This window comes from Marinobacter sp. UBA3604 (genome assembly GCF_002375325.1).
Lineage (GTDB): Bacteria > Pseudomonadota > Gammaproteobacteria > Pseudomonadales > Oleiphilaceae > Marinobacter > Marinobacter salarius.
The window spans coordinates 25,591-51,452 of sequence record NZ_DFMB01000061.1 but is presented as its reverse complement, the minus strand read 5'-3'; the positions used below and the strand labels follow the sequence as shown (position 1 = coordinate 51,452).

Annotated in this window: 22 protein-coding genes; 17 read left to right on the top strand and 5 right to left on the bottom strand. The window is 56.4% G+C overall.

Translation table 11 applies throughout. From position 1 onward, the window contains the following. Nucleotides 1–29 precede the first annotated feature (29 nt). The 12 genes from guaD to B2590_RS16940 all read left to right on the top strand — a co-directional run bounded on the left by guaD (nucleotide 30) and on the right by B2590_RS16940 (nucleotide 13,030). Nucleotides 30–1,331, top strand: a complete 1,302-nt coding sequence (guaD, locus tag B2590_RS16995; protein ID WP_041336680.1) for a guanine deaminase — start codon at nucleotides 30–32, stop codon at nucleotides 1,329–1,331. Between the two features lie 232 nt (nucleotides 1,332–1,563). Continuing rightward, a complete protein-coding gene (locus tag B2590_RS16990; RefSeq protein ID WP_414673265.1) occupies nucleotides 1,564–2,940 on the top strand; it encodes an NCS2 family permease in 1,377 nt (458 codons plus the stop codon). A gap of 67 nt (nucleotides 2,941–3,007) precedes the next feature. Next, the gene (locus B2590_RS16985) at nucleotides 3,008–3,766 is read left to right on the top strand and encodes an outer membrane protein OmpK (protein WP_041334467.1); all 759 of its coding nucleotides are present in this window, start codon (nucleotides 3,008–3,010) and stop codon (nucleotides 3,764–3,766) included. A gap of 76 nt (nucleotides 3,767–3,842) precedes the next feature. Next, the gene (gene uraH / locus B2590_RS16980; RefSeq protein WP_075195336.1) at nucleotides 3,843–4,196 is read left to right on the top strand and encodes a hydroxyisourate hydrolase; all 354 of its coding nucleotides are present in this window, start codon (nucleotides 3,843–3,845) and stop codon (nucleotides 4,194–4,196) included. Nucleotides 4,197–4,246: 50 nt separating this feature from the next. After that, nucleotides 4,247–5,485: a urate hydroxylase PuuD gene (locus tag B2590_RS16975; RefSeq protein WP_041334470.1), complete on the top strand. Its 1,239-nt coding sequence runs from the start codon at nucleotides 4,247–4,249 to the stop codon at nucleotides 5,483–5,485. Between the two features lie 110 nt (nucleotides 5,486–5,595). Then, a complete protein-coding gene (gene puuE, locus B2590_RS16970) occupies nucleotides 5,596–6,546 on the top strand; it encodes an allantoinase PuuE (protein WP_085681758.1) in 951 nt (316 codons plus the stop codon). A gap of 11 nt (nucleotides 6,547–6,557) precedes the next feature. After that, nucleotides 6,558–7,394 (top strand): bifunctional allantoicase/(S)-ureidoglycine aminohydrolase, encoded by an 837-nt coding sequence (locus B2590_RS16965; RefSeq protein WP_227517975.1) that lies wholly within the window; start codon nucleotides 6,558–6,560, stop codon nucleotides 7,392–7,394. Nucleotides 7,395–7,414: 20 nt separating this feature from the next. Beyond that, the gene (locus tag B2590_RS16960) at nucleotides 7,415–7,912 is read left to right on the top strand and encodes an ureidoglycolate lyase (protein ID WP_041334478.1); all 498 of its coding nucleotides are present in this window, start codon (nucleotides 7,415–7,417) and stop codon (nucleotides 7,910–7,912) included. 110 nt (nucleotides 7,913–8,022) lie between these two features. Then, complete coding sequence (gcl, locus tag B2590_RS16955; protein WP_213479961.1) at nucleotides 8,023–9,798, top strand: glyoxylate carboligase; 1,776 nt, start codon at nucleotides 8,023–8,025, stop codon at nucleotides 9,796–9,798. Between the two features lie 88 nt (nucleotides 9,799–9,886). After that, nucleotides 9,887–10,663 carry a hydroxypyruvate isomerase gene (gene hyi, locus B2590_RS16950; protein ID WP_085681755.1) on the top strand — a complete coding sequence of 259 codons (777 nt, stop codon included), beginning with the start codon at nucleotides 9,887–9,889 and terminating at the stop codon, nucleotides 10,661–10,663. Nucleotides 10,664–10,698: 35 nt separating this feature from the next. After that, entirely contained in the window at nucleotides 10,699–11,586 is an 888-nt protein-coding gene (locus B2590_RS16945; protein WP_085681754.1) for a 2-hydroxy-3-oxopropionate reductase, read from the top strand. A gap of 130 nt (nucleotides 11,587–11,716) precedes the next feature. Continuing rightward, nucleotides 11,717–13,030: a glycerate kinase type-2 family protein gene (locus B2590_RS16940; protein WP_286812029.1), complete on the top strand. Its 1,314-nt coding sequence runs from the start codon at nucleotides 11,717–11,719 to the stop codon at nucleotides 13,028–13,030. 53 nt (nucleotides 13,031–13,083) lie between these two features. On the opposite strand, the gene B2590_RS16935 is transcribed toward B2590_RS16940, so the two are convergent. After that, a complete protein-coding gene (locus B2590_RS16935) occupies nucleotides 13,084–13,839 on the bottom strand; it encodes a GntR family transcriptional regulator (RefSeq protein ID WP_286812030.1) in 756 nt (251 codons plus the stop codon). Between the two features lie 524 nt (nucleotides 13,840–14,363). On the opposite strand from B2590_RS16935, the gene uraD reads away from it, so the two are divergent. The 4 genes from uraD (at nucleotide 14,364) to B2590_RS16915 (ending at nucleotide 21,728) form a co-directional block, all read left to right on the top strand. Then, nucleotides 14,364–14,879, top strand: coding sequence for a 2-oxo-4-hydroxy-4-carboxy-5-ureidoimidazoline decarboxylase (uraD, locus tag B2590_RS16930; RefSeq protein ID WP_286812031.1), 516 nt, complete (start codon nucleotides 14,364–14,366; stop codon nucleotides 14,877–14,879). Nucleotides 14,880–15,018: 139 nt separating this feature from the next. Further along, entirely contained in the window at nucleotides 15,019–18,630 is a 3,612-nt protein-coding gene (locus B2590_RS16925) for a CHASE domain-containing protein (RefSeq protein ID WP_286812032.1), read from the top strand. After that, nucleotides 18,620–19,531, top strand: coding sequence for a diguanylate cyclase (locus B2590_RS16920; RefSeq protein WP_286812033.1), 912 nt, complete (start codon nucleotides 18,620–18,622; stop codon nucleotides 19,529–19,531). Before B2590_RS16925 ends, B2590_RS16920 begins: the two co-directional genes overlap by 11 nt. After that, nucleotides 19,512–21,728, top strand: coding sequence for a GGDEF/EAL domain-containing response regulator (locus tag B2590_RS16915; protein WP_286812034.1), 2,217 nt, complete (start codon nucleotides 19,512–19,514; stop codon nucleotides 21,726–21,728). The genes B2590_RS16920 and B2590_RS16915 overlap by 20 nt, the downstream gene beginning before the upstream one ends. Before the next feature lie 27 nt (nucleotides 21,729–21,755). Here B2590_RS16915 and B2590_RS16910 read toward each other — a convergent pair whose 3' ends face one another. Further along, nucleotides 21,756–23,441, bottom strand: coding sequence for a SulP family inorganic anion transporter (locus tag B2590_RS16910; protein WP_286812035.1), 1,686 nt, complete (start codon nucleotides 23,439–23,441; stop codon nucleotides 21,756–21,758). A gap of 218 nt (nucleotides 23,442–23,659) precedes the next feature. Here B2590_RS16910 and B2590_RS16905 point away from each other — a divergent pair, with 218 nt between their 5' ends. Continuing rightward, nucleotides 23,660–24,199: a cytochrome b gene (locus B2590_RS16905; protein ID WP_036202834.1), complete on the top strand. Its 540-nt coding sequence runs from the start codon at nucleotides 23,660–23,662 to the stop codon at nucleotides 24,197–24,199. A 43-nt stretch (nucleotides 24,200–24,242) separates the two neighbouring features. On the opposite strand, the gene B2590_RS16900 is transcribed toward B2590_RS16905, so the two are convergent. From B2590_RS16900 to B2590_RS16890, 3 genes are read right to left on the bottom strand one after another with little or no spacing between them, the layout of a single operon-like run. Continuing rightward, on the bottom strand, nucleotides 24,243–24,497 hold the full coding sequence (locus B2590_RS16900) for a sulfurtransferase TusA family protein (protein ID WP_051946750.1): 255 nt from the start codon (nucleotides 24,495–24,497) through the stop codon (nucleotides 24,243–24,245). Further along, a complete protein-coding gene (locus tag B2590_RS16895) occupies nucleotides 24,490–24,615 on the bottom strand; it encodes a hypothetical protein (protein WP_036202841.1) in 126 nt (41 codons plus the stop codon). The genes B2590_RS16900 and B2590_RS16895 overlap by 8 nt, the downstream gene beginning before the upstream one ends. Next, entirely contained in the window at nucleotides 24,612–25,784 is a 1,173-nt protein-coding gene (locus B2590_RS16890) for a formate dehydrogenase subunit gamma (RefSeq protein WP_126810689.1), read from the bottom strand. Before B2590_RS16890 ends, B2590_RS16895 begins: the two co-directional genes overlap by 4 nt. Between the last annotated feature and the right edge of the window lie 78 nt (nucleotides 25,785–25,862).

The window sequence follows — 25,862 nt, the reverse complement described above, 5'->3', positions numbered from 1 at the left end:
ATGCGACAACAAGACTGACGAGAGTGACCATGTCCCAGCGCAAAGCCTACCGTGCCTCTGTTTTCCACTGCATCGCCGACCCGGGCGTGGTGGGTGCGGAACGTTCCTACGAGTATTTTGAAGATGGCCTGTTAGTGGTCGAGGACGGCACGGTCGTCGAGATAGGCACGGCGGAGAGCCTGTTGCCATCACTGTCTCCTGAAGTCGAGGTCGTTCACTACGAGGATGCCCTGATAACCCCCGGCTTCGTCGATACCCATATCCATTATCCGCAGGTGGGAATCATCGGCTCCTATGGCGCCCAGTTGCTGGACTGGCTGGAAACCTACACCTTTCCCTGCGAGGGACAGTTTGATGATTCACGGCACGCTCATGCTCAGGCTGAGATCTTCCTCCGTGAACTGTTGAGAAACGGGACAACGACGGCCCTGGTCTTCGGAACCGTCCATAAGCAGTCGGTGGATGCCTTTTTCGAACATGCCTCCAGGCTGAACCTGCGGATGATTGCGGGCAAGGTGTTGATGGACCGTTGCGCGCCTGACTATTTGGTGGATACAGCGGAATCCGGTTATGCGGACAGCAAGGAGCTTATTGAGCGTTGGCATGGAAAGGGCCGTTTGTCCTATGCAGTGACGCCCCGATTTGCGCCGACGAGCTCCGATGAGCAACTTGAGCTGGCGGGTAAGCTCTTCAAGGAATTCCCGGGCTTGTACATGCACACCCACATTTCCGAGAACCGACAGGAGATTGAGTGGGTAAAAGAGCTGTTTCCTGAGCGGGATGGTTACCTTGATGTATACGACCACCATGGCCTGATTGGTGAACGGTCAGTGTTTGCACACGGTGTTCACCTGCATGACGACGAGTGCAGGCGGCTGGGCGACACTGGCTCTGCGGTAGCCTTTTGCCCGACGTCGAACCTCTTCCTTGGCAGTGGTTTGCTTGACCTGGCGCACCTGGAGTCGCATGGGGTTCGCGTTGGCCTGGGCACGGATGTAGGGGCGGGTACCAGTTTTTCCCAGCTTCAAAGCCTTAACGAGGCGTACAAGGTGTTGCAGCTGCAGGGGCAGAAACTGGATCCTTTTAAAGCCTTTTACCTTGCAACACTGGGCGGAGCCCGGTCCCTCTACCTGGATGACAGGATTGGCAGCCTGCAGGCCGGGAAAGAGGCGGACTTTGTTGTACTGGATTACGAAGCCACGCCGCTGATCAGTTACCGCCTGAAGCAATCCAAAAGCCTGGAGGAAACACTGTTTGCCCTCATGATTCTTGGCGATGACCGCGTGGTGAAGGAAACCTTCAGCGCGGGCATGTCCGTTCACCGCCGATAGCGTGCCACTGGTGGGCTGCCCGTTGCCGCTGATGGGCACGCCCACCCTCGGTCCAGAACCTTTCTGCCACACCTCTTCGGGTCCTTCTTTTTTCTTGTGCACAATCGTTATAAGAATTTTGTTGCAATTGTTGTATACAAAAGCATAATCGGAGTTGTGGTTCCTGACCGATAAGTCAGGAAATGCCGATATGGCAAACCAGCCATCACCTGCCTCAAGGGCTCTGCTCTGGGTGATAGAAAACAACAATGATGAGGAATACCTTGTGGAAAACATCGATCAGCAGAAGCGCTCGCTCGGAGCGTTAGCGAGAACGGACTGGCTCGAGCGCATATTCAAGCTCCGTCAGCATGGAAGCTCAGTCAAAGTTGAGCTGATAGCGGGCCTGACCACCTTCGTAACCATGGCCTACATTATCTTCGTTAATCCCAATGTTATGGCTGCGGCCGGCCTTGATCATGGTGCTGCGTTCGTCGCCACCTGTCTGGGGGCGGCACTTGGCTGCCTGCTCATGGGGTTCTACGCCAACTGGCCGGTGGGACTGGCGCCGGGCATGGGGCTCAACGCGTTTTTTACCTACACCGTTGTTGGCGAAATGGGCTATACCTGGCAGGTCGCCCTCGGTGCGGTCTTTCTCTCCGGCATCCTGTTTATGATTATGAGCCTCTCGCGAATCCGCGAATGGCTGCTTAACAGCATTCCGATGAGCCTGCGTTTTGCCATGGGGGCAGGGGTTGGTCTGTTTCTCGGTCTCATTGGCCTGAAGACGGCGGGCATTGTCGTCGACAGCCCCGCGACTCTGGTGACGATGGGGTCTTTTGGTGAACCTTCGGCACTGCTGGCCGCCATCTGCTTTTTGCTGATCGCGGTGCTTAGCCACCGCAACGTGTTTGGCGCCATCCTGCTGAGCATGCTCGTTGTAACGGGGATCGGCTGGAGTATGGGGCTTGTGGAGTATAGTGGGGTTGTGTCGCTCCCTCCCAGCCTGGCGCCAACCTGGCTGGCGATGGATATTGCGGGCGCGTTGAACGTGGGAATGATCAGCGTTGTGCTCGCGTTTCTCTTCGTGAACATGTTCGACACTGCTGGAACACTGATGGGGGTGGCTCATCGTGCAAACCTGGTTGACGAGAACGGCAAGATAGAAAACCTTTCCAAATCCCTTAAAGCGGACAGTACATCCAGTGTCCTGGGCTCGTTTGTGGGTTGCCCGCCGGTAACCAGCTATGTTGAAAGCGCTTCAGGCGTGGCCGCGGGTGGTCGCACTGGTCTGACGGCCGTCACTGTCGGCGTGCTATTCCTGCTGGCAACCTTCTTTGCACCTCTTGCGGGAATGATCCCGGCCTATGCGACCTCAGGCGCGCTGATATACGTCGCTATGCTGATGATGAGTGGAATGGCTCACATCGACTGGAAGGACATCACCGACACCATCCCGGCCATCATTACTGTGGTGATGATGCCGCTGACCTTCTCCATCGCCAATGGCATTGCGCTGGGCTTCGTCACCTATGCCACGTTGAAGCTGCTTACCGGGCAGAGGAAGAAAGTATCCGTCAGCCTGTATGTTCTCTGTGTCATCTTCATCGCCAAGTTCGCCTTCCTGTGATCGAAGGCACACGGTTGACCCGAACCCGAGGTTTTACCCCAAAACAACAAAACGAGAGGTAGTAAAAATGAAACTGTTGCAAAAAATCCTGCTGGCGGCGTGCGTTTTCACCGCGTTTGCTCCGGTTGTTCACGCTGAAAAGTTCTTCGGCAGTTCCAGTGTGTCGCTGCTTTATAGCGATGACTATGAAATCTTTGGCTCTCAGAAAGAGTCCGCGACCGTGTTTACCTTTGAAAACGTGACCGCCCACAACTGGGGGGATACGTTCTTCTTCATTGACCGCTATCAGGTCCAGGGGAATTCCGGTAACGCTGACTCCACCTATGGGGAGTTCGCGCCCCGGCTGAGCCTGAGTTGGCTAAGCGGCCAGGATCTGGGCTTCGGGCCGGTTAATGACGTCTACCTGGCAACCCAGTATGAGTTCGATGGTGGGGTAGAGGCGAACAACTACATGTACGGTCTTGGATTGGGCTGGGACATCCCTGGATTCCAGTACTTCAACACCAATGCCTACTATGTTGAAAACAATACCGCGTTCGACACGCCGGACGACTGGCAGTTGACGGTAACATGGGGTGTGCCGTTCGAGCTGGGCAGCGCGGCGTTTCTCTTTGACGGTTTTATCGACTATTCATCGGGCGTAAGCGGTGCTCAGAGTGCGGAATTGTACATCAACCCGCAGTTCAAACTCGACCTTGGTCATTTCACGGGAGAGGCTGGCGTGTTGTATGCCGGTATAGAGTACTCGTACTGGCGTAATAAATTCGGTAGCCCAAACATAGATACGGAGAACGCTGTTAGCGCACTGGTCAAGTTCCACTTCTGACCCGCGCTATCATCATCGGATCCATTGGGCCGCTGGTTTCAGCGGTCCAGCTGCCATCACATGACAGGAGAACTTTATGGGACGCCTTACCACACACGTACTGGATACTTCGCTGGGACGCCCCGGACAGGGTATTCGTATCGAGGTTTACCGACTGGAGGGTGAATCGCGCACCTTGCTGAAAGAAGTCACCACTAATGATGATGGCCGTTGCGATGCCCCGATACTTGAAGGTGAGGCCTTTACCGAGGGCCAGTTCGAGCTGGTCTTTCACGCTGGAGACTACCTCCGGCGCCAGGGCGTAGAGGCTGACGAACCGCGCTTTCTCGATGTTATCCCATTGCGTTTCGGCGTGGCTGACGCCTCCCAGCACTTTCATGTGCCCCTCCTGCTTTCTCCCTACAGCTACTCCACCTACCGCGGTAGCTGAGTCGAGATGGTCAGTCATCAATACAACAGTGCGAACAAGAGAACAGGTTAATGGAAGCTTACATTCTGGATTTTGTGAATTTCATGTTGCGGTGGCTGCATGTGATTGCGGCGATTGCGTGGATTGGTGAGTCAATCTACTTCGTGATGCTGGATAACAGCCTCAAGCCGCCACAGGCCGAAAACTGCAAAAAGAAGGGGGTTTTTGGTGAGATGTGGGCCGTGCATGGGGGCGGTTTCTATCACAACCAAAAGTACGCCACCAGTCCGGGTACCTTGCCTGCCGACCTGCATTGGTCGTTCTGGAAATCGTACACCACCTGGCTGTCGGGTTTCGCGCTGTTCGTTATTCTCTACATGGTCAACCCAGGCTTCTACCTGGTGAACACCAATAGCAGTTGGCAGTGGGCTGCTGAGTTAAGTGGATGGCAGGCCAACGTTGCGGCGGTGCTTTTCCTGGCATTCGGGTGGGTTGTATACAATGAGCTGTGCAAGCGCATAAGCCCGAACATGGAGCGGGACGGCATTCTGAGTATTGCGGTTGGGGTGCTGCTTGTCATAGTTGCCTATGTAAGCACCCAATTGTTTGCTGGCCGTGCTGCGTTCCTTCTGACCGGTGCTGTCATGGCAACAGCCATGTCCGCGAACGTTTTCTTCTGGATCATTCCGGGCCAGCGCCGCATGGTCGATGCCATGAAGGCGGGCGAGGAGCCCAATCCGATTGATGGCAAGCGCGGTAAACAACGCTCTGTCCACAATACCTACTTCACGCTTCCCGTCGTTCTGTTGATGATCAGTAATCACTACGCCTTCGCCTATACAGAGGCTCAGGCATGGTTGGTCATGTCGCTGCTCATATTTGCCGGCGCCGTTATCCGCCAGTTCTTTGTACTGATGCATGCGGGCAAAACCCAACCTTCCTACCTTCTGGCCGGTGGTGTGCTGATCCTGCTGACGTTCTGGGTGGCCGCGCCCACGGGAGAGTCCCAGGTGGCAACGGCTCAGGCAAACGCCGAGCCCAATACGACGACGCATGAGACAAGTGAATCCCCCCTTGCTGCCAACGTGGGCGCGACCATTGAACAGCACTGTGCGGGATGCCATTCGAAGCAACCTGAGAACCCGGCGTTTTCGGCTCCGCCGGCGGGATTTGCGTTTGATGCGGTTGATCAGATCCTCAGCCATCAGGCCAAGATCCAGGAGGTTGTGGCGAACGGATACATGCCGTTGGGCAACGCCACGAACATGACCGAAGAAGAACGCGAAATCATCAAGAACTGGGGTGAATGAGTGTTGCGTTCATGTTGGATACAATATAGTATATTTAAGTATACAATTCATATTGAGGGCGAGCTGGTACCAACGGCCTGCCAAACGGATTGGAAGAAGGAAGTTGCTTGATGAATCCGGCTAATCCAGACCATTACCCCCGAGACCTGATTGGTTACGGTTCTGAGCCTCCCCATGCAAATTGGCCTGGCCGGGCACGCATTGCCGTGCAGTTCGTTCTCAATTACGAGGAAGGTGCGGAGAACTGCGTCCTGCATGGCGATACGCATTCGGAGCAGTTCCTGTCCGAAATCGCCGGGGCTGAGGCCTACCCAAGCCGGCACATGAGCATGGAGTCAATCTATGAGTACGGCTCGCGGGCAGGGGTATGGCGGGTACTGAAGGAGTTTCAGCGCCGCGGCATGCCGCTGACGGTATTTGGCGTGGCGATGGCCCTTGAGCGGCACCCCGAGCTTGCCCATGCGTTTAAAGAGCTGGGGCATGAGGTTGCCTGTCACGGTTGGCGCTGGATTCACTACCAGAATATTCCGGAAGGTATAGAGCGCGCGCACATGCGCCGGGCCATCGAGATCTTCGAGGCTTTATACGGTGAGAAACCGGCAGGGTGGTATACCGGTCGCGACAGCGAGAACACGCGCCGTCTGGTGCTGGACGAAGGCAGCTTTCTCTACGACAGCGATTACTACGGGGACGATCTGCCGTTCTGGACCCGTCAGTACGATAGTGAGGGCGAAATGCACAACCACCTGGTAGTGCCTTATGCCCTGGACACCAATGACATGCGCTTCGCTTCAGCGCAAGGCTTCGGTACCGGAGAGGACTTTTACCAGTATTTACGGGATGCCTTCGACGTGCTTTATGCCGAGGGTGAGGACTCGCCAAAAATGCTGTCTGTTGGTCTCCACTGTCGGCTGGTTGGCCGGCCGGGACGCTTCCGGGCCCTGCAGCGATTCCTCGATCACATAGAAGCCCATGATCGTGTCTGGGTTACGAGACGTGTGGATATTGCTCGCCATTGGGCCGAGCACCACCACCCGCTCTCATCCAAGGAGCAGCAATGAGCAATCGATCTGTGAACAAACCTACGTATTACGCTCCCGCTGGCGGGCATCCACCTCAGACCCAGTTGTTGTCTGACCGTGCGGTTTTTACCGAAGCCTACGCCATCATTCCCAGGGGCGTGATGCGGGATATCGTCGCCAGTGCCTTGCCGCATTGGGAAAAAACCCGGCTTTGGGTGCTTTCACGCCCGCTGTCTGGATTCGCCGAAACGTTCTCCCAGTACATCATGGAAGTGTCCCCTGGGGGCGGCAGCTCGCGACCAGAGCTGGACGCTTGCGCGGAAGGGGTTCTGTTTGTGGTTGAAGGCGAGATGACCCTGACCATCGCCGGCCAACAACACCGGATGCAAGAGGGCGGCTATGCCTTTATCCCGCCGGGTGCCTCCTGGCAGTTGTTGAACGAGAGCGATGCGCCGCTGCGTTTTCACTGGGTGCGAAAAGCCTACGAGCATGTGGACGGTATTGAGGTGCCTGAAGCTTTTGTCACCAATGAGACGGACATAACGCCCACCGAGATGCCGGGAACTGAGGGGCGCTGGACGACAACACGCTTTGTTGATCCGCAGGACATTCGACATGACATGCACGTCAACATTGTCAATTTCCAGCCCGGCGGAGTCATTCCATTTGCCGAGACCCACGTGATGGAACATGGCCTTTACGTGCTGGAAGGGAAGGCGGTTTATCACCTCAACCAGGATTGGGTTGAAGTGGAGGCGGGTGACTACATGTGGCTTCGCGCCTTCTGCCCACAAGCGTGCTATGCCGGTGGGCCGGGGCCGTTCCGTTACCTGCTTTACAAGGACGTGAACCGGCACATGAAACTCAGCGGATTCGGTTCGCGCTGAGCTGAGACGAGGACATTTTTATGCTGGAACTCAAAGCACAACCGTTGAGCCCGGAGGCATTCGCCGAATTCGGGGATGTTATTGACCGGCGCACGGCTGACTCCTTTCCCATCAATGCGGGGCGCACCCAGCGCCACCATGATCTGGCGAAAGTGGAGCTGCTCGGTGATGAGGCGCGGGTTCTGGTGAGTATTTTTGTCAGCCAGCCGGTGACGTTACCGCTGGAGCTGTCGTTCCTGGAGCGCCACCCGCAAGGCAGCCAGGCCTTTATGCCTCTGCACGAGGAGCGATTCCTGGTTGTTGTCGCACCCCCAGGCGACACGATCAGCCCTGATGAAGTTCGCGCCTTTGTCACCGATGGTTTCCAGGGAGTGAATTACCGCGCGGGTACCTGGCACGCCGTGCAGTCGGTGTTGGATCGGGAAGGTGAATTCCTGGTTATCGATCGCGGCGGCTCGGGGAACAACTGCGACGAGTACGGAATGGAGGTGCGTGTGCTCCTCGACCTATCTGACTGATCTACCGGCTGAATTTCCATTCAACCTTTACCGACGGTGCACATACGTTTCAGGCGCCGGGACGAGCTTCGCCTCGAATACAAGAACAACCTTACTTCGGAGGAAACACCATGACTCGCATGACCGCAGCAGAAGCAGCTGTTCACGTTTTGAAGAAAGAAGGTATCGACATTGCCTTTGGAGTGCCCGGAGCGGCGATTAACCCGTTCTATTCCGCCATGCGCAAGGTTGGAGGAGTTGACCATGTCCTTGCGCGCCACGTGGAGGGGGCCTCTCATATGGCAGAGGGTTACACCCGCACAAAAGCAGGCAACATCGGTGTCTGCATCGGAACGTCAGGGCCTGCCGGCACCGACATGATCACCGGGCTGTACTCTGCCACGGGCGACTCCATACCCATTCTCTGCATCACTGGGCAGGCGCCGCGCAGCAAACTGCACAAGGAAGACTTCCAGGCGGTGAACATCCAGGCCATCGCCGGCCCGGTGACCAAATGGGCGGTTACCGTCCTTGAGCCGGCTCAGGTGCCGCGGGCGTTCCAGCAGGCGTTCCAGTTGATGCGCAGCTCCCGTCCAGGTCCCGTTCTGATTGACCTGCCCATCGATGTACAGATGAGCGAGATCGAATTTGATCCGGACACCTACGAACCGTTGCCTGCCTACAAGCCGTCGGCTTCACGGGCGCAGATCGAGAAAGCACTGAACTTGCTGAACGAGGCTGACAAGCCCTTGCTGGTTGCCGGTGGCGGCGTTATCAACAGTGATGCGAGCGACCTTCTGGTTGAGTTTGCAGAGCTTACGGGTGTTCCCGTTGTTCCGACCTTGATGGGCTGGGGGACGATTCCGGATGACCATCCATTGATGGCCGGCATGGTGGGGCTCCAGACGTCCCATCGCTATGGCAACGCCACCATGCTCGCGTCCGACTTCGTGATGGGCATTGGTAACCGCTGGGCGAACCGGCACACCGGTAGCATCGAGGCCTATACCAAGGACCGGAAGTTTGTTCATGTTGACATCGAGCCCACCCAGATCGGCCGTATCTTCGGGCCGGATTACGGGATTGTCTCTGATGCCAAGGCGGCGCTGGAACTCTTCATTACCGTGGCCAAGGAGTGGCGCGCCGAAGGCAAACTCAAGGATCGCGGAGCCTGGGCCCAGGAATGCCAGGAGCGTAAGCAGACACTGCTGCGCAAGACTCACTTCGACGACGTGCCGGTCAAGCCGCAGCGCGTCTACGAAGAGATGAACAAGGTGTTCGGCAAGAATGTCCGGTACGTGACCGCCATTGGTCTGTCCCAGATCGCCGGAGCCCAGTTCCTGCACGTGTACAAGCCGCGGCACTGGATCAACTGCGGTCAGGCCGGCCCGTTGGGCTGGACCATTCCAGCTGCCCTGGGTGTATGCCGTGCCGATCCCGAGGCCGAGGTCGTCGCTCTCTCCGGGGACTACGACTTCCAGTTCATGGTCGAGGAGTTGGCTGCCGGGGCGCAGTTCAAGCTGCCCTACATCCATGTCCTCGTGAACAACTCGTATCTGGGGCTGATCCGTCAGGCGCAGCGTGGTTTCGACATGGACTACTGCGTGCAGCTGTCGTTCGAGAACGTCAACTGCCCCGAGATTAACGACTATGGCGTTGATCATGTCTCGGTTGTCGAGGGCCTTGGTTGCAAGGCGTTGCGGGTCACCAAGCCTGATGACATTGGCCCGGCGTTTGTACAGGCGAGGCAACTGATGCAGGAACACCGGGTACCGGTTGTGGTTGAGATCATCCTTGAGCGTGTGACCAACATTGCCATGGGGACCGATCTTGACGGCGTTAACGAGTTCGAAGCACTGGTAGAGAACGTCACCGATGCGCCGACCTCAATTGCCAGCCTGACTTAAGCAACGCAATCAATCGCCCCCAAACCTGTGGAAAAACAACAGGTAGAGGGGGCGAAGACCCAAAAATGGACGAGTAGGAGACCCCAAAATGCCTAAGTTTGCAGCGAATCTAAGCATGCTGTTCACCGAGGAGGATTTTCTCGACCGCTTCCAGGCCGCCGCGTCGGCAGGCTTCCAGGGCGTAGAGTACCTCTTCCCCTACGATTTTCCCGCGGCAGACATCAAAAAGCAGTTGGATGCCCATGGCCTCACCCAAGTGCTGCACAACCTTCCCGCAGGGGACTGGGCGGCTGGTGAGCGCGGTATTGCCTGTCACCCGGACCGGGTCGAAGAGTTTCGTGAAGGCGTGGATCTGGCCATTGACTACGCCACCGTGCTCGGGTGTAAGCAACTGAATTGTCTGGCAGGTATCCGGCCTAACACGGTGAGCGAAGAACAGGCCCGTCGCACACTTATCGACAACCTCCGCTTCGCCGCCGAAAAGCTGAAAGCGGCAGGCATCCTGTTGCTCGCCGAGCCCATCAACACCCGGGACATCCCCGGCTTCTTCCTCAACCGGACGGAGCAGGCCTTGGCGCTGTTTGAGGAAGTGGGCAGCGACAACCTGCAACTGCAGTACGACATCTATCACATGCAGATCATGGAGGGCGACCTGGCCCCGACCATCGAAAAGCACCTTTCGAAAATCGGCCATGTGCAGCTGGCGGATAATCCAGGGCGCCACGAACCCGGCACCGGGGAGATCAATTACCCGTTCCTGTTCGGCCATCTTGATCGCCTGGGTTACCAGGGGTGGATCGGCTGCGAGTACAAGCCTGCGACGACGACGCTTGAAGGGCTCGGCTGGCTGGATAACGCACGATAAGGTCATTCAACAAAAAAGTTAGTAAGGAGAGGATTATGAGCAAGATCGGATTTATTGGTCTCGGAATTATGGGGCGGCCCATGGCCGGACACCTGATGGAAGCAGGCCACGAGCTGGTGACCTACGTTAAGTACGGCTCCCTGGACGAAGGCCTGGCGGCCAAGGGCATGAAAGAAGTCGATAGCCCCAAGGCAGTTGCGGAACAGGCCGAGATTATCATCACCATGGTCCCGGATACCCCCGATGTTGAGGAAGTGCTGATTGGTGAGGGCGGCATCGTTGAAGGTCTCCAGCCCGGTACGCTGGTTATCGATATGAGCTCGATTGCGCCGATCCCCACCCAGGCATTTGCCAAGCGCATCACCGAGGCTGGTGGTGAGTACGTCGATGCCCCGGTATCTGGTGGCGAGGGTGGCGCTGTTAACGCAACCCTGACCATTATGGTAGGTGGTACCAATGAAGGCTTTAACCGGGCTCTGCCCGTTCTTGAGGTCATGGGTAAGACCATCACCCATATTGGCGATCACGGCGCCGGTCAGATCTGCAAAGTTGCCAACCAGATCGTGGTAGCACTGACCATCCAGGCCGCGGCTGAGGGTCTGCTTTTCGCGTCGAAAGCCGGAGCGGATGTAACGAAAGTGCGTGAGGCCCTGCTGGGTGGTCTGGCCCAGTCGAAGATCCTCGATGTCCACGGAGAGCGCATGATCAAGCGTACCTTTGACCCTGGCTTCCGTATTCGCCTGCACCAGAAGGACCTCAACCTGGCCCTGGAAAGTGCACGCAGCCTGAACCTGTCGCTGCCTGGCACCGCCAACGCCCAGCAACTGTTCCAGGCCTGCGCCGCGAACAATGGCGCGGATTGGGATCACGCAGGCATTGTGAAGGCCCTGGAAAAACTGGCAGACCACGAGATTGGTGCCTAGTTAAGCAGCCGGCGCTGCACTCAAACCCAGTGGCCGGTGTCGATTCGGCACCGGTCATTAGGGCGCGATTGGGGGCGCGCCGGCGTACCACGTCGTTTCTTTAATTTCTATCCGTTGCGAGGAGCCGCAGATGCACGCCTTGTCCAATTCGCTGTCCTTTGATCATCCGACAGAAGTGAATGTCTGGCTCAGGCAGCTTGCCGCAACGGCGGTCTCCGCCGTGCATCCCGATACGCTGCTTTCGGCTGGCCAGCTACCGCCGCGCCCGGCCGGACGCACCGTCGTGATTGGGGCTGGCAAAGCGGCGGCGGCAATGGCTGCGGCCTTCGAGCGCACGTGGGCTGATACCTACGATGACGCCGACCTTTCCGGCCTCGTTGTTACCCGGTATGGACACGGTGCGGAATGTCGTCACATCGAGGTATTGGAAGCTTCTCATCCCATGCCGGACGAATTGGGCGAGAAGGCTGCCCAGCGGATGCTCGAGTCGGTGGCCGGGCTGACCGGGAATGATCTTGTTGTCGCTTTGATTTCCGGTGGCGGTTCCGCACTCATGACGCTGCCGGCGCCAGGGCTGACACTGCAGCAAAAGCAGGCCATCAACAAGACGTTGTTGCGTTGCGGGGCCCCGATCCGGGAGATCAACACGGTGCGGCGCCACCTTTCGCGCATCAAGGGTGGGCGCCTGGCTGTCGCAGCCCATCCGGCGAGGGTGATTACCTACCTGATTTCCGATGTGCCCGGCGACGATCCTGCGCTCATCGCCTCAGGACCAACCATTCCAGACGCGACAACGCCACTGGATGCCCTGGAAATACTGGAGCGGTACTCCATTGATATTCCAGAGGCTGTGCGTAGCCACCTGGTCAGCGACGATACCGCCCCCAAGCCGCATTCACCCGAATTTGGGCTTGACCGCACGATTGTTCAGGCCAGGGCCTGTGATGCACTTCGAGCCGCCGAAGCGTCCGCCAACCTGGCCGGTGTAGACGTTCGTGTGTTGGGTGACGATCTTGAAGGAGAGGCGAGGGAGCTCGGAGGTGAGCACGCGACAATGGCGTTGACGCTGCAAAAAGACCTCAAAGAACCTCTGTTGATCCTTTCAGGCGGCGAGACCAGCGTTACGGTGTCCGGTGAGGGGCGAGGAGGTCGCAACGTCGAATACCTCCTGGGCGCCATCTCGGTCCTTCAGGGAGCGTCCAATATTCACGCTTTGGCCATCGACACGGACGGTATTGATGGCTCCGAGGATAACGCCGGGGCCATTTTCGGACCTAATGACTGGTCGCGGGTCCAGGCCCTGAAGCTTGACCCTGCAACCTATCTCGCCCGCAACGACGCCTACAGCTTTTTTGAAGCACTCGATGGCTTGATCATCACGGGTCCGACTCGCACCAATGTTAATGATTTCCGCGCCATTCTGGTGCTTCCGAAGTCCATGTGAGTAAAGCACCGAGCACTAACATCGGGCCTGTACGCGGATACCCTGGCAGGACCTTATTGTTTGGTGCCGGCTTTTTTGCGGGCAAAGCCAATGTGTGAAAACACCGCATGCAGGTCATCGGTTGTGCTTTCGTTATCAAAGTTCAGTTTCGCATCGATATGATCCATGTGATGCATCATCAACGAAACGGCTTTGTCGGTGTCACGGGCGGATATCGCATCCAGTAGCTGGTTGTGCTCATCATAGGAACAGTGCGAACGGGTTCCTTTTTCGTATTGGGCGATGATCAGTGAGGTCTGCGAAACCAGGCTGCGCTGGAAGCCAACGAAGGGGGCGTTGTTCGCCGCCTCGGCCAGTTTCAGGTGGAACTCGCCAGACAAGCGAATTCCGGCGCCCCGATCCCCGCGGGCGAAGCAATCATGCTCCTCTGTCACCATCCCCCGCAGCTCATCGATCTGTTCTTCAGTAGCGTGCTGAACCGCAAGCTCTGTGATGGCACGTTCGACCAAGCGCCGTGCGTAGAGAATCTGGCGGGCTTCCTCCACGCTTGGGCTGGCCACCATCGCGCCCCGATTGGGGCGAATGGAAACGACACCCTCATGTGCCAACTGTGACAGCTCCCGCCGGATAATCGTGCGGCTGACTCCAAAAATTTCTCCCAGTGCCTCTTCGCTCAACTTGGTTCCCGGAGCCAGGCGATGCTCAAGAATAGCGTCGAACATGTGGGCGTATATGGTGTCGCTTGTCGCCCCCGTCCGTTTTTTCTCGGCTCGGTTCGGGCTTTTGGTGGGCTGGGCTTGTTTGCTCATAATGTCTCGCGAATGAGGTGGTGGAAGTACGGAATCCGGTAGTGGGATAGTATACGAGAAATGACCCCGTTTAGCCGAGCCTGATCCAATCATGTGCCGCCTTTCGGAGCTCCCGGCCATCACTGGGGTTTGGGAAAGGGTAAAAAAAACCCGCCAGAAGGCGGGTAAAAACACACTGAGGCAAGTCGAGTGTGTTGCAGGAGGGCGGGTGAGGTTCGCAGATCGAATGTCACAAAACCTCCCCGCCGTGGCCACGATGACCTGATCAAAGAGTAACATAATTCAATCATAACTGAATACACAATTTGTATATATTGTATCCCATAAATTGATATATTTCGTATTTTTAGATCTATTATGGATTAAGGGTAGTGAGTGAGAGCCATGTTGAAGCCAGAGATATCGCCGACCTGCAAAAAGAATTGCCTCACATTGGCGCCTATGTTAATTGTATACGATGTATATGGCATGGTGTTTTATAACGCGGGCACCGGCCGCATTCAATAAGGTATCAGGAGCAAACAATGAGCCGTTTTCGAACCCTGACTCCGTCCAGCCTTGGGCGCGAGGAATTTGTGGCCGCATTTGCGGACATCTATGAGCATTCACCGTGGGTAGCGGATAAAGCCTATGAGATGGGCATCGATGAAACATGTGATGAGATCGAAAGCCTGCATGAGCGGATGGCCAACATCCTTCTCAGTGCGGATCGCGACACCCAGTTGGCCTTGATCAATGCCCACCCTGACCTTGCAGGAAAAGCCGCAATGCGTGGAGAGCTGACGGCCTCCAGTACGTCCGAGCAGGCCGGTGCCGGTATTCAGGATTGCAGCCCGGAAGAGTTTGAACGCTTTGTCAGGCTGAATGAGGCATACAAAGCCAAGTTTGGGTTTATTTTTGTCATGGCCGTGCGAGGCAGTAATCGACACCAGATACTGGCGTCGTTCGAAGAGCGCATTCACAATTCTCCCGAGCAGGAATTTCAGCGTGCACTGAGCGAGATCAACAAGATTGCCCTGTTCCGCCTGGAAGCCATGTAGCCGATTGATTACCGAACCGATTTGCTTCAAGTTCCAAGTGTGAATCTTTTAGGCGTTTGAGACGTATATCCCTTCGTTCTCCCTCCGAAACTGAACTACACTAGCCGGTGTAGTTCGCTAACAGGATGTGGGCCGAGATATGTTCAACGCATGGAAATCCTTTCAGTCACTGTCCGTACTCCATTGGGTAGTGATTTCCCTCTCGTTACTTCTTACCCTCACCGCCTGGCAGGTTTCGTCTCGTATTGCCGAGGAGAAGGCCAGGGAGCAGTTTGATCACCAGGTTGAGCAGCTTAACGAACTCCTGCGGGACCGGATGCAGAAATACGAGTTTGCATTGATGTCCGGTGCAGGCGCTATCCGGGCTTCAGAGGGCAATGTGAATCTGGAGATGTGGAAGCGCTTCAGCGAAGTGCTGGCGCTTCAGGAGCGTCTGCCCGGCATTAATGGTATCGGGGTTATTGAGCGTGTTACCGCGGAGAATCTGGACGACTATATCGCGGAAAAACAACAGGAGCGGTCCTACTTCCGGGTGCACCCTTCCCATGGCGGCGATGATTTCTGGCCCATTGTCTATATTGAGCCGGAAGCATCCAATTGGGCGGCGGTCGGGCTCGACATGGCTCATGAGTCGAATCGGTATCAGGCGGCGCTCAAAGCGATGCGAACTGGGCAAACCCAGATAACAGGCCCTATTGTATTGGTACAGGATGAGGAAAAAACACCTGGGTTCCTTTTCTACCGGCCTTTTTACCAGTCAGCCGAAGTACCGCCGGCCGATCAACGTGAGTCGTTGTTCAGTGGGCTGGTTTACGCGCCATTCATCATGTCGAAACTGATGGAAGGCACGCTCGCCAACGTCAACCGGCTTGTTCATTTTCGGGTCGTGGATGGTGAATCCCGCCTGTACAGCGAACTCGATGAAACCCGCGGCGATAATTACGACGCGACACCCATGTTCGAGACGTCGTATGCGATGGATATGTATGGTCGTCAGTGGCATTTCGATGTCCAGACCACCCGGCGCTTTGAAGCGTTCAATGGCGGTAAGCAGCCCGTCATCATTCTGGTCAGTGGCCTTGCCATCAATGCTTTGATATTCCTTGTCTTTGTGCTCATGGTCGACGCTCGCCGTCGCGCCGAGAGTGAGGTTGTTGAGAAAACGTCTGAGCTGCGGGAAAGCCTGGATTTCATCAATACGCTGACCGACCACCTGCCGCTGACAGTCTCCGTCTGGGACTCCCGGCTCACGTGCCGTTTTATGAACGCCTACGGAGAACACTGGTTTCCGTTCAGTAAAGACGCAGTCATTGGCCAGAATCTGGAGCAGATGCTTGGCCCCGACCTCGTCAAAGAACGCAATACACTCTATCAGCAAGCGCTGGGTGGAAAGAGCGTTCAGGCCAGTGCTTCGCTTGAAAACCGCGAAGGCGAGATCCGTGATGTTGTGGTCAGTTATCACCCGGTGACGTTGCAGGGCGAGCAATGTTTCATGGCGACCACGATTGATGTGACCGATATCGTGCAGCGTGAAAAGGAGCTGGAAGTTCTGAACGCGGAACTTGAGGAGCAGAAGCAGGAGGCGGAATCGGCGGTGACCGTCAAAACGGCTTTCCTCGCGAATATGAGCCACGAGATCCGCACACCCATGAACGCGATTATCGGTGTGCTGGTGCTGTTGCAGGAAGCTGGGCTGGAGGACCATCCTCGGCGGCTCGTAAAGAAAGCCTTCTCGGCGTCAGAGGCCCTGCTGCAGCTCCTGAATGACATTCTGGATCTCTCCAAGATCGAAGCGGATCACATTGAGCTGGATATCCATTCATTTGACATCGACGCGCTGGTTCATCGCAGCGTCGACCTGTTTGCCATTGTGGCGGAAGAAAAAGGCCTGAAACTCAGGGTGTCCATTGACCCCGCGACACCCAATCGGGTCGCAGGCGACCTGCTGCGTATCTCTCAGATATGCACCAATCTGGTTGGTAATGCTGTCAAATTTACCCACAAGGGCGGCATCGATGTCAGCATTACCTACCGGTCTGAGAGTCATGCTAGGGGGCATTTGTGTATCGAAGTCGAAGATACCGGAATGGGGATCCACCCGGATGATCAGGGCCGGATTTTTGAGAATTTCCGGCAGGCGGATGAATCCACGAGTCGGAATTTTGGGGGAACTGGGCTGGGCCTTGCCATCAGCCGCAGACTGGCACGATTGATGGATGCGGAATTAACCCTGGAGAGCGACGTTGGTAAGGGCTCCACGTTCCGGCTATTGGTACCGGTGGGTGTCTCTCAGGACGATGGCACGGTGAGTTCCGCGAGAACGGGAAGGCCGATTCATGTCTTTCATTACGGTTTTCGCGCCAATCTGGCCTTGCTCGAAGACTATCGGGACCACTGGCGCCTGAGACTTGAAGCCGTCGATGATATCACCCGATGGCCTGGTATCCTTGAACATATCGCGCAGGTTGAAGACGCCGAAGACAGGTTCCTTCTGATTGACCTGGAAGGCATGGAACAGAGCCTGCTGGACAGTTTCGTGACCGAGATCTTATCCGATCCCGACAGGTACCCGCTCTGGGCCCTCCTGATCATTGCCCCTGCCGGTTATTGGCGGGAATGGACCGCGGACCTCGAGCGTTCCGGCGGGCACATTGCCTTTGAACCCCTGACACCGTCAAAACTCTTTGAGCACTTCTCCCAAAGGCATGGAAATACTCAGGATTCGCTGGGAGGGGGGAAGCCCCAGTTCGAGGGACTATCTGCAATGGTCGTTGATGATGTGCCCTTGAATTGTGAGATCGTTGAAAGCTACCTGAGGTCGTTTGGTGTCGATGTGCAGTCTGTCCAGACAGGGGATCAGGCCGTCGAGCGCCTGGGGCAACAGGCCTTCGATCTCATATTGATGGATCTCCACCTGGACGGTGAAACCGGACAAGAGGTCACCGAGCGCATCCATGGGTGCGCCAACGCGGATGATTCGATCATCGTTGCACTCTCGGCCTCTATCTCCGATTATGACCGCATGACAGCCAAGGCTGCGGGAATGCAGGACTATCTCACCAAACCCGTGGTTCCCAAGGATATCCAATTACTGTTGGAAACCTATTTTGAAGAGGGTCGGTCAGTGGTTTACACGCCCAACGCATCCGACGACACAGAGATTACGGCAACGGGCGTGCCGGAGTTTATTTCACGCCAGGCTTACGACCGTCTTTTCAGTGACGACCGTGCTTTGTTCACACGGTGTGTCAGAAGTTTTATCGCCAGTTCTGCGGAGATGGTTGCTGACGTCCGGCAGGCAACGCTGGCGGAAGATGCCCGTCTCATGGCGCACAAGATCAAGGGAGCCGCCGCCAGCATTGCCGACACAGAGCTTGCTCAGGTGGCTGGTCAGGTCGAGAACGCCGAGGAGGACCGTACGTCGCTGTCCATGTTACCCCGACTGCTCAATCTGCTTCTTGATCATAGTCGTCGTTTGGAGCGGCATTTTGAGCTGATCGCTCCTGCGGACAATGCCGATAACTCCGCAGTGGAATTACAGGTAGCACTCTCTCGTGTGAAGACGAAACTGAGTGGCAATCGTATCGCTGAAGATGAAGATCTGAGGGTGATCCTGAATCATCTTATCGCCAGCAGCCAGATGAAACTGGCGAACAGACTGAGGCAAGCGTTGGAGGTCTATGACTTTCAGCAGGCACTCGCACTATTGGATGATGTCCAAACGGAGTACCCACCAGATAATGAGCCATAAAAAACAGCCAGTTGTGCTTGTTGTGGAAGATAACCCTACGGGTATTGCCAGTCTGGTGGGGATATTGGGGGCGGCCTGTGAACTTGTTGTTGCCAAAACGCTGGCAGAGGCAAAGCGCTGCCTCTCACCGGACATGGACCTTGTGCTTCTTGACCTCTATCTGCCCGACGGCAAAGGCATTGAGTTCCTGAAGCGCTTGAAGTCGGCCCCGGCCTACCGGGAACTGCCGGTGATCTGTATTTCGGCTTCCGACCAGAGCAGCGACATTGAGGAGGTGTTCAGAGAAGGTGCTATTGATTATGTCCTCAAACCTTTCAACAAAACCATTCTGAGTGCCAAGGTTTCAACTTTTGTTGATTTCAAGCGAAAAACGGATCTGCTGGCGGCTCAGGCGTTGCGGGATACACTGACCGGGATCGGAAACCGGCGGATGTTTGAGCAGCAATTGGGCATGGAATGGCGGAGGGCACTTCGACAGGAACTTTCCCTCGGCCTTGCACTGGTGGATATGGATCATTTCAAGAACATTAATGATCAATACGGGCACGCCCAGGGTGATAGGTGCCTGCAACTTCTGGCGACGTCCATGGAGAAAGTGTTTGGCCGCGCTGGCGATTTGGTGGCGAGACTCGGCGGCGACGAATTTGTAGCAATGCTGCCCGGTGCCACACTTAACGGTACAGTTCAGGCGGCCAAGCGTCTGGAGCAGGTTCTTGAAGCAGAACACGAGAAGTGCCGACGTAGTGGGCAGGCTTGCCCAAACTTTTCAGCGTCAATCGGTTGCTTCGCTATTGTTCCTCATAAAGAGACGAATTCTTCAGAGTTGAAGGAAACAGCGGATCAGTATCTTTATGAAGCAAAGAGGGAAGGGGGGCGCAACTGTGTCAGACCTGACATCTAAGCTGGAACGGGACGACTCGATAGGAACGCACTTTTCTCAGGTAAAACCCAGAGTCATGGTCGTGGATGACGAGCCCACCAATATACGCGTGTTGTCGGAGGCACTGAAAAACGATCATGACGTTATCGTGGCCACCAGCGCGGAACAGGCGTTGGGTCTTCTCGATAAGGGGGAGCGTCCCCATTTGTTGCTACTGGATATCATGATGCCGGACCTGGATGGTCTGGAAATGTGTCGGCGGCTGAAGAAACGCCAGGAGCTTCAGCATATCCCGGTTATCTTCATCACGGCACTCATTGACACCGACAGCGAGGAAAAGGGGTTTGAGGCAGGAGCTGTGGATTTTATTCGCAAGCCAATCAACATCCCCTCCGTGCGGGCAAGAGTGCGCACGCACATCTCCCTGAAGGGCAAGCTCGATCATATGGTCGAGCTCAATCAAACGTTAAACGAACGATTGCATCAGATGGACCAGTTGAACTGGCGTTTGAGGCAGGAGCAGAAACGGGACCGGGCCGCTGACTCAGGGAACCTCTATGAGCAGGCCTTCATGTCGACCTCGGAAGGTATCGCGGTGCTTGATCATGAGGGCAAGATCACCGCAGTGAATCCCTCCTACAGCCGTATTACCGGTTACTCTGAAGACGAAGCGTTAGGTCGTTATCATGACGTTCTTGATGTGCGCGTGGACAAACGCCATGACAGCACCAGTATCCTGGGTTATTTAGGGGTACATAACCACTGGTCGGGGGAGATCTACAACCGGAGGAGGAATGGCGAGGTTTATCCGGAGCTGAGGACGATCAGCACGATAAGGGCTGATGACGACCAGGTGACCCACTACGTGACGGTCTTTAACGATATCACCAACCTGAAAGAGACCGAACAGCGACTGGAAGAGCTGACCTGGCGCGATCCTGTTACCGGGTTCCCCAATCGGGCTCTTTTCCTGGACCAATTGAGTACCGTATTGAAGTTGTGTCATCACGGTGGCATGGCTACGGCTGTTATTGTTATTGATATCAATAACTTCCGATATATAAATGAGAACTATGGGTTCGACTGCGGTGATATTGTTATTCAAACCTTTGCCGAGAGGCTCAGGAATGCCTGCCATGAAGACGATTCCATCGCTCGTCTGTCGGGCGATGAGTTTGGAATAGTGCTGGCACCAAAGCAGTGGACGTTGGACGAAGCCTACCGGATAGCGCTGCAGTTGTTCGAGCGTATTCAGAGGGCTTTGCGGGAACCCGTACCTTATCGCTCGGAAGGGGCGTTAACGATAGAGGCTACCGGTGGCTTTGCGCTGTACCCAACAGAAAGCTCCGATATGCCATCGCTGGCTTTGCGTCATGCCGAAACAGCGCACCGAAATGCCAAGGACTCGAACCGGGCTATTGCGATGTTTGAAGATTCCATGAGCGAGAATATCCGGCGGCAAATGGCAGTGGAGTCGGAACTGGCCCGAGCGATTACCGAGAACGAAATTGCAATGTATGCTCAATCTCAGCATAGCCCGGACCGGGAACTGGCGGGCATCGAACTTCTGGTTCGCTGGGATCATCCGGAAAGAGGGTTGTTGGGGCCCGGTGAATTTATTCCTTTTGCCGAGCGAACCCGGCAGATTGTCGCCCTGGAGCGCCATATCGTTCGCGTGTGCCTGGGAATGTTGGCTCAGATGAGAGCAGATTCGCGAAAGCTCCGCTGCTCGATCAATATTTCCGCCAAGCACATGGCGGAAGAGGATTTTGCTGAGGCGATCCTCGGGTTGGTTGCAGACTCGGGTTACCCGCCCGCGCTGATTACGTTCGAGCTGACGGAAAGCGTGATGGTGAAAGATGTGGACGCCGTTGTCGAAAAGATGGAGAAGATACGGAACTTTGGCTGCACGTTCTCGCTGGACGATTTCGGAACAGGTTATTCCTCGCTTTCCCAATTGCGCCGATTGCCCATATCGGAAATCAAGATTGACCGGTCGTTTGTGCTTTCGGCGCTAAACGATTCCACGTCCGCCGATATCGTCGATATGGTGAAACGTATAGGTGAATCCATGAATGTTCGAGTTGTGGCGGAGGGAGTGGAAACGCAAGAACATGCTGATTTCCTGAAAACCCACCATCCGGGGGTGTATTTACAGGGGTACTTCTTTGGGCGCCCGGCACCGTTATGGACCTTTTTCGTCGAGAAGTCGCACTGAACGCTGCGTCTGGGATGGCCCCGGCTTTTACGTCAATGCCTCAATCGCTTTCGCGTCGGTCGCGAAAATATTCTCCTCTTTGATCAGTTGGGCCAGCCCTGTCCTTGAAAGGGCCTCCCTCAACGGAAGTTTTGGGCCGGACAGGTAGAGGGTAATGCCTCTTGCATCCAGAAAGGACCAGATGTCCTGCAGGGTATCCAGGCCAGTAGAGTCGACCTGATTCAGGGAGGATGCAGAAATCAGCACGGTTCTCAGATCCGGGGCGGCATCCACTCGCTTGCGGATGGAGCGCTCCAGAACCGGTGCCGTCAGGTAAGTGAGTGAGGCGTCCATACGCACCCCGAGAACCCCTTCGGCAATGGGCGGCAGCTGATAAAGATGTCGGTCACGAAACCCACCTGACTCATGAACCCCCAGTTCAATGATTCGCGGCACGGCATGATGATGAAGGAAGGCGAGCAAAGACGCCGCTATGCCCGCCAGAATTCCCCAGTACAGGTTTGGCACGGTGACCAGTGTCACCACCAGGGTGACGAGAGCTACCATGCCATCCTTGGGGTTTTCACGGCTCAATCGGGTAAGCGAGCGGACATCAATCAGCCGGGTGACGGGCACAATGATGATGGCGGCGAGGATCGCGGTCGGCAGGTGATACAGGAGCTCGGTAAACCCGAAAAGAGAGATCAGCACGAGCAGTGAGGCGATCAGGGACGCCCTCGCGGTTTTGGCGCCACTGTAGGCGTTCAGCGCCGTGCGGGAGAACGAACCGCTGACAGGAAAGGCACCGCTGAAGCCGCTGGCCATTTTGGCCAGACCCTGACCGATTAACTCCTGATTCCGGTCCCACGGTTCTCCTGTTATTCGCGACATGGTGCGGCAACTGGACATCGCTTCGGTAAAGCTGATCAGTGCAATGATCGCAGCGGGCAGCAGAAGCGCCAGGTGCTGGTCAACGGAGAGTGTCAGAGGCAATGAAGGCTGGGGAAGTCCGCTTCCGACCGGACCGATGACCGAGCCGCCAAGCTCTCCAAATCCCAGCAGATAACTGCCGGCGATGCCAATCAGTGTAACGACCATCACCGCAGGCAGGCGCGCGGTCAATTTTCCGAGTAGCAGCAGCGCTGCCACGCCACCGAGGCCGAACCCGGCGGTTGCGACCAGCCGCCAGGGGGCGTGTTGCCATTCCTGCCAGAGAGTGGATAGCCAGTTTTCGCCGGCGCCTGTATCGAAGCCCAGTAGGGCAGGGATCTGTGAAACGATAATGATGACGGCAGCCGCATTCACGAATCCCTGAACGACAGCGTTCGAGATCAGGTTGGCAAGAATGCCCATGCGGAACGCGCCCATAAGAAACTGCATGAGCCCGGAATAGAGGGCGAGCCATATGGCCATCACCACCCATTCCGGGGACCCCGCTTCGGCCAACGGTTGCAGCGCCGCGAAGGTCAGCAGGCTGGTTAATGCCACAGGCCCGACCGCAAGCAGTGACGATGAACCGAACAATGCCCCAACAATGCCCGGCAGCAGTGCCGCGTAGAGACCGGTAACGGGCGGCATCCCCGCGAGTTGGGCGTATGCCAGGGCCTGGGGGATCAGTACCAACCCGACCGTGATGCCGGCAATGGCGTCCGCCCGGTTCTGCCGTCTCGTGGGTCTGGCCCATGTCAGGAAGGGGAAGAGCCTGACGATCAGTTTACTTGAGGATGCCCGCATAACAATTCCAATTGGCAACGTGTCGGTGTAACGCACGTATCCGGTCCGGCTCTCCATTTAAGGGGCTTTGATAACCGTATAGCACATTACCAGCATCGGGATAGAGAAAGTAGAATTCGACTCAATGATCTATGCTGTCATTAGGCTGCATGGCACCGCCTCTGGCCTCTGCTGGCCTCTGGAGAGTGCACGAATAAATTCGCTGATGGAGAAGGCGTATGCAACAGATCCAGAAATACCCCGCGGGCTGGCGGGTACTGCATTGGGTAATGGCGCTGATGGTCCTGACGTTGATACCCGTCGGGCTCTGGATGGCGTCGCGTGCGGAAGCTGATATCTGGGGGGCGCTGACGAATACCTTGTACAGTGGGCACAAAGCCATAGGTTTTACCGTGCTCCTACTGATGATCCTGCGGATCGTGGTTAAGATACGGGTAAAAAGCCCACCCTATCCCGAGAGCATGCCCCGCACATTGCAGATTGCAGCCAAGAGCATGCACCACCTGATCTACGTCATGTTGGTGGTTACGCCTTTGTTTGGCTGGGCCGGTGTGACGGCGTATCCGGCTTTGGGCATCGTGGGCGATGTCAGACTGCCCGCCATGCCTTTTGTGCCGGAGGACAAGGAATTGGCTGGGAGCTTGTTTGCGATACACGGGTGGCTAGCCATAACGCTAGGTGTTCTGGTCGCAGGCCATATCGCGGCGGCCTTTCGCCATATGCTCCGTGGGGATGGTATTTTCCGCCGAATGGTTTGAGTAGGCATGCGAGGACCGCAGCCGGCCTGTTCCGGTGCGATCGCTAAGCCAGACAGATGCGGTACCGAAGCACCCCGGCATCCTCCTCACGGACCCATTCAATCCGGTGCCCGGTCAGCTCGCACAGCACCTGTAAATCCCGACGACCGCTGGGATCATCGGCCAGGAAGTCAACCTGCGTGCCGCTGGGAAGGCCCTGGGTGCGCTTCTTAAAACGCAGAACGGGCAGTGGGCATACCAAACCGATGGCATCGATCTGGTAAACCTCTGTTTCATGCATCTGGGACTGTTCAGTCAAGCCGCACATTCTCACTGCTGGTTTGCGTGGCGGAGGACCACCCGAACTGGTCAAGAACGGGCGGGGCGGCAAAGGCAATCACCAGCGCCGCGACAAACGCTGAAATCATGACTTTCACGATGACCCTCCTTTACCCTGTTTGGCTTCAACCTCGGCCACCCACAGATCGTGGTGCTGGCGTGCCCACTCCACATCAACCTGGCCGTTACCCATGGCATCGAAGGCGCCTTCCATGCCAACCGAGCCAATATAAATGTGGGCAATGATGGCCAGCATCATCACGAATGCGACAATCGAGTGCCAGAGGTTGGCGTATTGCATCTCTTCGTGGGGCGCCAGATCGGTCGGGAAGCTGGTACCCAGAACACTGTTCATGATGCCGAAGGTATCGGCAAACATGGGCATCTGAAACGGGAACAGCAGCGACAGCCCGGAAAGGGACACTGAGACGCCCAGCACCATCACGGTCCAGAAAATGATCTTCTGGCCGGCGTTGAATTTCTTCGCGGACGGATGGCTCTTGGTAAAGATACCGCCGCCGGCCTTGAGCCATTGCCAGTCCAGCTTGTTGGGAATGTTGTGGGCCACCCACATGACAAACGTCATCACCAGCCCCAGCATGAACGCCCATGCAACGTTATTGTGGACCCACTTGGAGCCGGCAGCCAGGGTGGCAAAGGCGTCGGCCCCCATGACCGGGATCAGGAAGCTTCGCCCCATCAGGGTGATCAGCCCCGTCAGGCCCAGGGCGATAAACGAGCCTGCCAGCAGCCAATGGCCGAACCGCTCGACGGCTTTGAACCGTTCAATTGTAGTGCCCGCAGGGCCGCCTTCGATTTTGATCCTGCCGCGAATGAGATAGAACACCACCAGCAATGCGATGAAGCCCAGAATGGCACCGCCGCCGTAGGTGATGACCGGCCCTTCACGCAACTGGTACCAGCGCATGCCGCCGTCCTGGATCAGAACATCGGCCGCCGGGTTGCGAACCTGGGTTTCAATGTCGATGTTGTCGTAGCGAATGCCGCGCCAGGCATCAGCATCGGAACGCCCGCCACGGGTGCCCAGTGGCTCGTTGATCGGCGCCGCATTGGCGGGATTACCTGTTTCTTTGGAACGGGATTCCCCGTCAGCTTTCAGTCTTTCCTGCCGGGCCATGATGTCTTCGAGGGTTTGGCCGCCCCCGGTAGACATCTGGTCAGACTCGGGAACGTCCTGCGCCCACACAGGGTTGAAGACCAATGTCGCCAGCACAAAAACGGCGGCACCGAATAGTTTACAGTTCATGAAAGCACTCCAGCGGAATGAACAAAAAGAATCCGTTGCCTTAACGAATGCCGGGGCCCCAGGGCCCCGGAAACATCC

Excerpts from the sequence above, each read along its gene's own strand:
- puuE (WP_085681758.1), top strand. The coding sequence starts at position 5,596 with ATGAATCCGGCTAATCCAGACCATTACCCCCGAGACCTGATTGGTTAC.
- B2590_RS16910 (WP_286812035.1), bottom strand. The coding sequence starts at position 23,441 with ATGCGGGCATCCTCAAGTAAACTGATCGTCAGGCTCTTCCCCTTCCTG.
- B2590_RS16940 (WP_286812029.1), top strand. The coding sequence starts at position 11,717 with ATGCACGCCTTGTCCAATTCGCTGTCCTTTGATCATCCGACAGAAGTG.
- uraD (WP_286812031.1), top strand. The coding sequence starts at position 14,364 with ATGAGCCGTTTTCGAACCCTGACTCCGTCCAGCCTTGGGCGCGAGGAA.
- B2590_RS16960 (WP_041334478.1), top strand. The coding sequence starts at position 7,415 with ATGCTGGAACTCAAAGCACAACCGTTGAGCCCGGAGGCATTCGCCGAA.
- B2590_RS16925 (WP_286812032.1), top strand. The coding sequence starts at position 15,019 with ATGTTCAACGCATGGAAATCCTTTCAGTCACTGTCCGTACTCCATTGG.
- B2590_RS16945 (WP_085681754.1), top strand. The coding sequence starts at position 10,699 with ATGAGCAAGATCGGATTTATTGGTCTCGGAATTATGGGGCGGCCCATG.
- gcl (WP_213479961.1), top strand. The coding sequence starts at position 8,023 with ATGACTCGCATGACCGCAGCAGAAGCAGCTGTTCACGTTTTGAAGAAA.
- uraH (WP_075195336.1), top strand. The coding sequence starts at position 3,843 with ATGGGACGCCTTACCACACACGTACTGGATACTTCGCTGGGACGCCCC.
- guaD (WP_041336680.1), top strand. The coding sequence starts at position 30 with ATGTCCCAGCGCAAAGCCTACCGTGCCTCTGTTTTCCACTGCATCGCC.
- B2590_RS16975 (WP_041334470.1), top strand. The coding sequence starts at position 4,247 with ATGGAAGCTTACATTCTGGATTTTGTGAATTTCATGTTGCGGTGGCTG.
- B2590_RS16935 (WP_286812030.1), bottom strand. The coding sequence starts at position 13,839 with ATGAGCAAACAAGCCCAGCCCACCAAAAGCCCGAACCGAGCCGAGAAA.
- B2590_RS16920 (WP_286812033.1), top strand. The coding sequence starts at position 18,620 with ATGAGCCATAAAAAACAGCCAGTTGTGCTTGTTGTGGAAGATAACCCT.
- B2590_RS16890 (WP_126810689.1), bottom strand. The coding sequence starts at position 25,784 with ATGAACTGTAAACTATTCGGTGCCGCCGTTTTTGTGCTGGCGACATTG.
- B2590_RS16985 (WP_041334467.1), top strand. The coding sequence starts at position 3,008 with ATGAAACTGTTGCAAAAAATCCTGCTGGCGGCGTGCGTTTTCACCGCG.
- B2590_RS16905 (WP_036202834.1), top strand. The coding sequence starts at position 23,660 with ATGCAACAGATCCAGAAATACCCCGCGGGCTGGCGGGTACTGCATTGG.
- hyi (WP_085681755.1), top strand. The coding sequence starts at position 9,887 with ATGCCTAAGTTTGCAGCGAATCTAAGCATGCTGTTCACCGAGGAGGAT.